Annotated in this window: 5 protein-coding genes; 3 read left to right on the top strand and 2 right to left on the bottom strand. The window is 64.7% G+C overall.

The genetic code is table 11. The annotated features are described in order from the left end of the window. Positions 1-311 precede the first annotated feature (311 nt). Both AC0Z36_RS28980 and AC0Z36_RS28975 read right to left on the bottom strand, forming a co-directional pair. On the bottom strand, positions 312-1,562 hold the full coding sequence (locus tag AC0Z36_RS28980) for an ISAs1 family transposase (protein ID WP_485466052.1): 1,251 nt from the start codon (positions 1,560-1,562) through the stop codon (positions 312-314). A 140-nt stretch (positions 1,563-1,702) separates the two neighbouring features. After that, positions 1,703-2,692 carry a LuxR C-terminal-related transcriptional regulator gene (locus tag AC0Z36_RS28975; protein ID WP_485466051.1) on the bottom strand — a complete coding sequence of 330 codons (990 nt, stop codon included), beginning with the start codon at positions 2,690-2,692 and terminating at the stop codon, positions 1,703-1,705. 563 nt (positions 2,693-3,255) lie between these two features. On the opposite strand from AC0Z36_RS28975, the gene AC0Z36_RS28970 reads away from it, so the two are divergent. The 3 genes from AC0Z36_RS28970 to AC0Z36_RS28960 all read left to right on the top strand — a co-directional run bounded on the left by AC0Z36_RS28970 (position 3,256) and on the right by AC0Z36_RS28960 (position 7,735). After that, a complete protein-coding gene (locus AC0Z36_RS28970) occupies positions 3,256-6,456 on the top strand; it encodes an amino acid adenylation domain-containing protein (protein WP_485466050.1) in 3,201 nt (1,066 codons plus the stop codon). A gap of 69 nt (positions 6,457-6,525) precedes the next feature. Further along, a complete protein-coding gene (locus tag AC0Z36_RS28965; protein ID WP_485466049.1) occupies positions 6,526-6,843 on the top strand; it encodes an AzlD domain-containing protein in 318 nt (105 codons plus the stop codon). 73 nt (positions 6,844-6,916) lie between these two features. Beyond that, positions 6,917-7,735 (top strand): AzlC family ABC transporter permease, encoded by an 819-nt coding sequence (locus AC0Z36_RS28960; protein WP_485466048.1) that lies wholly within the window; start codon positions 6,917-6,919, stop codon positions 7,733-7,735. Positions 7,736-7,932 lie beyond the last annotated feature (197 nt).

Here is a 7,932-nt window from a genome sequence, read left to right as displayed (position 1 = left end):
GCGTTCACCGGCTTCACCTGGCTCCCACCCGCGGCCCGCGCCCCCGCCTGACCGTCCCGCACCCCGACCAGCCGCTGACCACCGGTCACCGGCCGCCACCCCATGCCCGGAACCGTCACACGACGTGAACCCGCTGAATGTTTACATCTCTTCCTCCGGACCTTCACGGCCCAGTATCCCAAGGTGTCCACTTTTCGGGGGAAATGCCCGCCCTCAATGACGTCTGGTACGACCGGCTACGGGAAGAGCGGCTGAATGCGGTCGAGGCTGTCGGCTGACCTTCGCCAGGCCGCTGTTGTGCCACGGGCATTTCAAGATCCGCGCGGGAGTCCGAGGAGGTCGAACGGGCGGTGTGTGGCGCGGCCGGCCCAGCGGGTGGCTTCGGTGATCCCGGTGCGGTCGGCGAGGCGGTGTGCGCCGACGGCGAGGTTCCGCAGGGCTGCCATGACGCGCGGGCCTGAGCCGGTGCGCACGCGGGAGGCGTCCTCGGCGTAGAGCGTGTCCCTCACGAAGTGCAGCACCTCAAGTTGCCACTGGCCCGAGCACAGACGCGAGAGTTCGAAGGGACCCGCCCGCTCGGCACCCGCGCTGGTGACGCCCAGGATCGCCACCGCACTCACCAGCTTCCCGGCCAGGTCGCTCACATAACGCTCACACAGGAAGACCTGACTGACGTGCGGAAACGGAAGATCTGCGGGGGCGGGCAGGACCTGCATCGTGCGCCGCACACTGCGGCCGTGCCCACGCACGGTCTCCTCGTACCCGATCGGCACCCGGCACCAGTCCAGCGCGTCCAACGCCGCGAACAGCCTGGGCTGACTCCCCTTCACCTGAAACAGGAAGTCCGCGCCGAGCCCGTGCAGCACCCGCGCGTGCCCGCGCTGCGTGTGCAGGGCATCCGCAGTGAACACCACCCCCTCCACTCCCGTCTCCAGCTGGCCCAGCAGCTCGTAGAAGGCCGGGATCTCGTTGTTCTTCCTCTCCAACTGCACCTGCCCGACCACCAGTTGTCGAGAATGCTCCATGAACGCGAGCAGCCGTACCGCCTTGCCGTTCTCGTCCTTCGCACCCCGAAGCGCCTTGCCGTCCGCCGCCCACGCCGTCAACCCGGCCCCCTCACCCGCCGCTTCCGACTCCCCCGGCTCCTGGGCGGCAGCCTCCTGCAGCAGCCAGCCCCCGATCGCCCGGTCCACAGCCTCGGCATCCGCGCCGGTCACCACCCGCCAGATCGTGCTCAACGACGGTGGCCCCTGCGCCGGCACCACCGCTCCGACCTGCCGATACAGCTCCTGGCACCACGACGGGGGCACATCCGAGGCCCAGCTCGCGATCCCGGCGAAGGACCGTATCCCCGCCACCACCACCCCGGCCGCCAACGCCAGCACCGCCGCCACCGGATACAACCGCCCCCGGTCCTGCCGCCCGTCCCCGACCTGCCCCAACCTGGCCAACAGACCTTCCAGCACTACCGGCGTGACCTCGACCGATGATTCACCGGACACCGACACCAGCCCTGCGAATGCGGACAGCAGGGCGTCAGGAATGGCAGACTCGACCAGCAACGGAGCTCCGGTATACACGAGTTGGTGTGAGAACCCTCGTCCTACCGGAGCTCCGTCCTGCTCAGCACGCCGACACGCAGCCCATCACCAACCCCGCACCCCGCGATCGATCTTGAAACGGCCGTGGCTGTTGTGCGGACTCATCGCGACGCGGCATTGCGATCGGAGGAGTCGCTCAGGACACCGTTCGTCGCCATGAGATAGCCGAGTTGGGCGCGGCTGGTGCTGCCCATCCGCTTCGAGATCATCTGAATTCGGCCTGCGACGGTGCGGACGCTCATCCCTAGGTTTCGGGCAATTCTCTCCTCCGTCGCGCCGGCGATGAGCATCCGCATGATGCTCAGTTCGAGGTCCGCCACGACGTCATCGGGGCGCTGGGGGGACTCGGCGTGGAAGACGAACCCCCGCAGCCACGTCTGATCGAACATGCCGACCAGGAACCGGATGACTGCGGGGTGACGTATCTCCAGAGCGTCAAGTTCACGCCCGTTGCCGACGGGAATGTAGGCGGCGGCGCGGTCGCATATGATGATTTGATCGAAGATCTCGTCCACCGTTCTTACCTCTGCACCGGCCGACACCAAGCGGTTCAAGTAGTCACGGGTGGGCCCATCCGTCCGAACGGCGTGTTGATAAACCGTGCGTTGACGTACACCGCGTCCCAGTAGTTGAAGGCTGTGCCGTAGGGAAGATTTCAAGATTTCCGGTGATCTACCCCCTCCCGGCTGTGCGGTGATCAGTTCGGTTTGACAGGACCCGACTGCCGCTTCGACTATTCGAGAGACTGCTGAAGTCCCCTGGAGCAATGTGATGTCGGGGAGGCTCTCCAACTGGTACGACGTGTGGGTCGCCTCAACCGATGCGAACGTCGAAATCAGTTCCTCAACGGTCCCGCGTTTTGCGGCCAGCTCTTCTTCCAGCGGGCGCAACACATTTGCAGCTGCCGTCCCGGGCGGAACTGGGACGAGTTCGCCGTCTTCCCCGTGGCCGGGAACGAGGAGCCCGAGCCTGAGAAGGCAAGGCGAGGCGGACAGGAGAGGAAGAGTACCCGCGGCCAGGGCCCTGCGGTATACCTCCAGCGCCCCCGCACACACCTTGTTGGCGGGGCATATGTTGGTTTTGCACTCCATTTTCACCCTCCAGACCCTCGATGATCAAGCAATGCATGATCATGCCATGGGTGATGCCTTGCATCCCCAACCGGGTGACCGGCAGCATTGCCGCGAAGTCGCAGAGCCATTGGGGGCGACCGTGTAAGGGGGCTGGGCTACGGTACGTGCCGTCTATTCTGGCAGATTTTTTCACCGGGTTGCGCGCCCATTGCGCAATTCGGCGCAAAATGACTCTCCGGTTTACACGAACATACCGACCGGCTTGGTAATGTCCGGATGGAATCTGACACGGGTGCTCGCCGAGCGACAGATCGTCTAGGGTGAGCGGCTTGTTTCTGGCAGTCAAACAATTAATTTACCGTTCCCGCCTGGTCGATGAGAGGGTGTTTTTCTGATGTGTGGAACTCAGAGATACCCCTATTTTTCTGGCATGCGCGGGTGTCGGACGGCATAGCTTCCGGAGGTTGCTTCGCTGATGAGTCGATGTAGACCGAACCCCGTGGTGGCCTCCTGGCAGGGCTGGTCACCAGGCTCAGTCGTCAACTAGTTCGCAGGATCCTTATCATCATTCTAGAGCGGCCATGCGATGGCCTCCTGGGGGCTTTGGTGAAGTACATTTCTATAATCTCTGCGGGTGCTTCATGAACCGGTACAGACTCTACTTTGATATTTCTGAAGCATTTCTTGAACAAGCTGTCGCGCGGCCCGCAGGAATCGCTCTCGTGTATCGTGACGAGGAGCTCAGTTATGAGGATCTTCATGCTCGTGCCCGCCTGCTTGCGGACCGATTCTCTGAATTCGGAGTCCAGCCGGGTTCGCTGATAGGAATGGCCTTCGAGCGGTCGACCGATGCGATTGTCTGCATGCTCGGAATCGTGTTGGCCCGTGCTGCTTATATGCCAGTCAGCCCTGGTTTCCCCGACGACAGGATTAGGCAGATCCTGCTCGACAGTGACGTTCGTCTCCTGCTTGCGGATCGCTCCTCCGCAGCGAAGGTTCGGGCTGCCGCTCCGGACGGCGTGCTGGTTCTTGACATCGCCGATCTCGAAGCTTCCTGCGGCGGAGAGCCAAGCCGCCCGCTGTCCGCCGGCGCACCCGTCTCGAAACCGGATGCGTCCGCTGCCGCCTCGCCGCTCGCCTACGTGATGTACACCTCGGGCAGCACCGGTCGCCCCAAAGGCGTCATGGTCGAGCACGCGGGTGTTCTTCGACTGACCAAGGACACGGACTACTTCGACTTCTCGGCAAATGAGCGGTTCCTCCAGACCGGGGCCCTGGAGTTCGACGCCGCCACCTTCGAGGTGTGGGGGGCGCTGCTCAACGGCGCAACGCTGCACATCGTTGACCAAGAGGTTCTGCTGACGCCCGCGCTGCTGAAGCGGGCATTGCACGAAGCGGACATCAGCGTGCTCTGGATGACGGCTCCGCTCTTCAATCAGATGGTCGATGAGGACATCGATGTCTTCGCACACCTGCGCACACTCCTGGTGGGCGGTGACGTTCTCTCCAACCGGCACGTCAACCTGGTGCGGAAGGCCCATCCGGACCTGCGGGTTCTCAACGGCTACGGACCCACCGAGAACACGACCTTCACCACCACCTTCGCGATCGACCGGGTCTACGAGACACCCATCCCGATCGGAATGCCCATCACCGGCACCACAGCGCTGGTCCTGGACACGGAACGCCGCCCTGTCCCGGTCGGCGGTATCGGCGAGCTGTACACGGGCGGCGCGGGAGTGGCCCGCGGCTACCTGCACAACCCGGAGCTGACCGCCGAACGGTTCGTGACCATCGACGGCGAGCGCTACTACCGCACGGGCGACCTGGTCAGTAGAGACCCGGCCGGCGTGCTCTCCTTCCACGGCCGGATCGACAACCAGGTCAAGATCCGGGGACACCGTGTGGAGATCCAGGAGATCGACGGCGCCCTGCTGGAGATCCCGGGGGTGATCGACAGCCATACGAGCGTGACCGGCGTGCCGGGGGCCGCCAGGCAGATCGTCACCCATCTCGTCCTGGCGGACGGCTGCCAGGAGCAGGGCGTCGCAGCCGAGCTGCGTCGCAGACTGCCGTCCTACATGTGCCCCGACCACATCGTCCGGATGGACCGACTTCCACTGAATGCCAACGGCAAGGTGGACAAGGCCTTGCTTCCCTCTCCCGCGCCGCGCCGCCGCGCCGCAGGCCGCCCGAAGACGCCCGGCGAAGCCGCGCTCGCGGTCGTGTGGGGTGACGTCCTACACCTGGGTCCCGAGAGCATCGGGTCGGAGGACGACTTCTTTCTCTTGGGCGGGACGTCCATCACAGCCGGAGCCTTGATCGGCCGGATCGCTCGCGGACCGGGGGCGGCTCTGGGCTTCAGCGACATCTTTGGCGCGCGAACCCTTGAGGCGATGGCTCTGAAAGTCGCTTCGGCCCCTCGGTCGAAGCTGCTGCCTATTCCGGACCTGCCCGCAGGTACTCGTGGCCCGTGCCACCCGCAGCAGCGGGCGCTCTACGCGATGTGGCAGATGGACCCCGCCAGCCTGGCGTACAATATTCCGGTCCGCCTCGATGTCAGCGGCGCGCTCGACCCCGACCGCCTGCGTGAGGTACTGAGCACGCTGATATCCCGTCATGACGCCCTGCGAACCCGGTTCGACATCGTGGGGGACGAGGTACTGCCACTCGTCGAGCCACAGGGCCCGGCCGAACTCCAGGTCGTGGAGGCGGCTGCGGACCTGCCGGCCGAAGAGGAGCTCTTGGCCTTCCTGATCAGGCCCTTCAACCTGGGCACACTGCCGCTGATCCGAGCTCTGCTACTGCGCGGTGGGCCCGGCGGGGACCGGCTGTACCTGGACATCCACCACATCGTCTTCGACGGAGTCTCGCTGCGGACTCTCGTGGACGAACTCTTCGACCTCTACGCCGGGGGTCAGCCCCCACCCCCACCGGTGAGCTACGCCGCCGCTTCGGCGTGGTTCAGCGACCGGCTCACAGGGCCTAATGCGGAGCGGGTTGAGTGTTACTGGCTGGAAAAGTTCGCGGATCAGCCGGCTGCATTGGATCTGCCGACCGACCGGCCGAGATCCGTCATCAGAAATACGGCTGGGGCAGTGATTGCCCGGTCGCTCACTTCTGAAGAGGCCGCCCGGGTGCGCCGGGTCGCCGACCGCCAGTCGTCCACTTCATTCGTGGTACTGCTCGCCGCCTATGTCGCGGCGTTGGCCAGGCTCAGTGGTCAGCGGGACGTGGCGGTGGGCAGCCCGATGGCGGGCAGGCCGCATCCGGACCTCGACTCCGTCGTCGGGATGTTCGTGAACACGGTCGTGCTACGGGCGAGGATCGGACCGGACGGCACCCTGGCGGAGTTGCTACGCGATCTCGATGCCGAACACCGTGGGGGCCTGGACCATCAGGACTATCCGTTCGAGGCGTTGGTACGCAGGCTCGAAGTGCACAGGGATCTGAGCCGCAACGCGATCTTCGACGCCTTCTTCGCGCTCCAGAACATCGATTTCTACACGTTCCGTAAGCATGGCAGGCGCATAAACCTGTCGCTGCCGCATGTGGGGACATCCCGGTTCGACCTCAATCTGCAGGTCTACGAGAAGCCGGCGGGCACGTTCCTGGAACTCGAGTATGCACGTGCGTTGTTCGACGACTCGTCAGCGGAGTTCCTGCTCGATCAGGTGGTGCACGTGCTCAGTGAGCTGGACGAACTACCTGAGCGGACGGTACTGCTTCAGGCGACGACCGACCCTGCGGGCCTTCCTCCGGTGGCCGACTTCGCCTTCTAGCAGCCCCGCCGTATCCCCCTCACGTCGTACTGCCCCGTCTCAGGCCGGGGCTCAGAAGAAGCAGGGCAGATGACCATCATGACCATCGTGCTGAGCGGGGTCGTCACCTTCGGACTGCGATATGTGTTTTTCGGGCCGTTCGGCCCCGAGCACATGCCGCTCTACGTCAGGAGAGCGTTGCCGTATGTGATGCCCGCGGTCCTGATGGCCATCATCGCGCCAGCCGTCCTCACCCCCGAAGGGGCGGCCAGCGGCTCGGGGTGGCTGACCCCCTATCTGGTGGGTGCCTTCTGTGGGTTTGCCGTCGGAGCGGTCAAGCGGGACAACTTCTTCTTGGTGTTCGGTGTGGCCGTGGTCGGTTTCACGGTCTCCAAGCTCCTGCTCTGACCAGCGCGGAAGGAGGCCCGTAGACCCTCCGGTTCCGGCCCACCACACCTGCCATCCACGAGGGGAACAACGAATGGCCCTGGTCAAGTACAGCCGCGGCGCCGAGGCCGCACAGGGAGCGCTATCCGTTGTCCCTGTAGTGATCGGAACTGTCCCGTTTGGGCTGCTGTTTGGCACGCTCGCACAGGAAAGAGGCTTGGGGCTAACCGAGGCGATGCTGATGAGCTTGTTGGTGAACGCCGGCTCAGCCCAGATGATCGGCCTCGGCATGCTGACCTCGGGGGCTGCCGTGCCGCTGACCGTTGTCACCGTGCTACTGGTCAACCTGCGCCATGTCTTTTACTCGGCTGCGCTGGCCCCGCATGTCAGGCCCATGTCGCGGCGGTGGCGGATCGCCATCGCTTACGGGATGACCGACGCGGTCTACGCATTGGCAGCCAAGCGCTTCGGGGAGCCGAGGGAGGGCCAGGACAATCGCGCCTGGTACGTGCTCAGCGGCTCTCTGATCATCTATCTGGTCTGGAACCTGAGCACCCTGTGCGGGTGGCTGTTCGGTGGCGGCATCGCCGATCTGGACGGGCTGGGGCTCGACTTCGCGGTGTACGCCTCCTACATAGGCCTGGTTGTCTCGTCCTTCACGACCCGACGAACGCTGGTGATCGGTTTGCTCGCCGGCCTGGGTGGGTTGGCGCTGCAGCACCTTCCTTACCAGAGCGGACTGTTCCTGACGACACTCGCGGCCATCACGGCGGCCATGTTCTGGGAGAGCAAGGCAGCCGCCTCGCGTCCGGAACCTGCGGTCGGTGGCTTGGAGTCGAAAGAGCGGGAAACACCGTCGCCTCTCCGTGCCAACGACGACACCGAAGGGTGCATCGAGTTGCAGCGCCCCTGACAACTCTTCAGGCGGAGCGATATCCGACCTCCGCTGAAGCCCCCATCCGTCGACCCCGGCTGTGTCCCGGGTCGGCGATCCCCTGGTGTGATCTCGCCGGAACGGAAGCTGTCAAGTCAACTGAGACGTTGGATTGGTTATGAGGAGTGGGGTTCGGGTTCCCTACGTTTGGCTGGGTCGTTGATCCAGGCACGGTG

Source organism: Kitasatospora sp. UYEF31 (assembly GCF_057291755.1).
The sequence above is the reverse complement of the archived record's forward strand: the minus strand, read 5'-3'. Positions and strand labels throughout refer to the sequence as shown.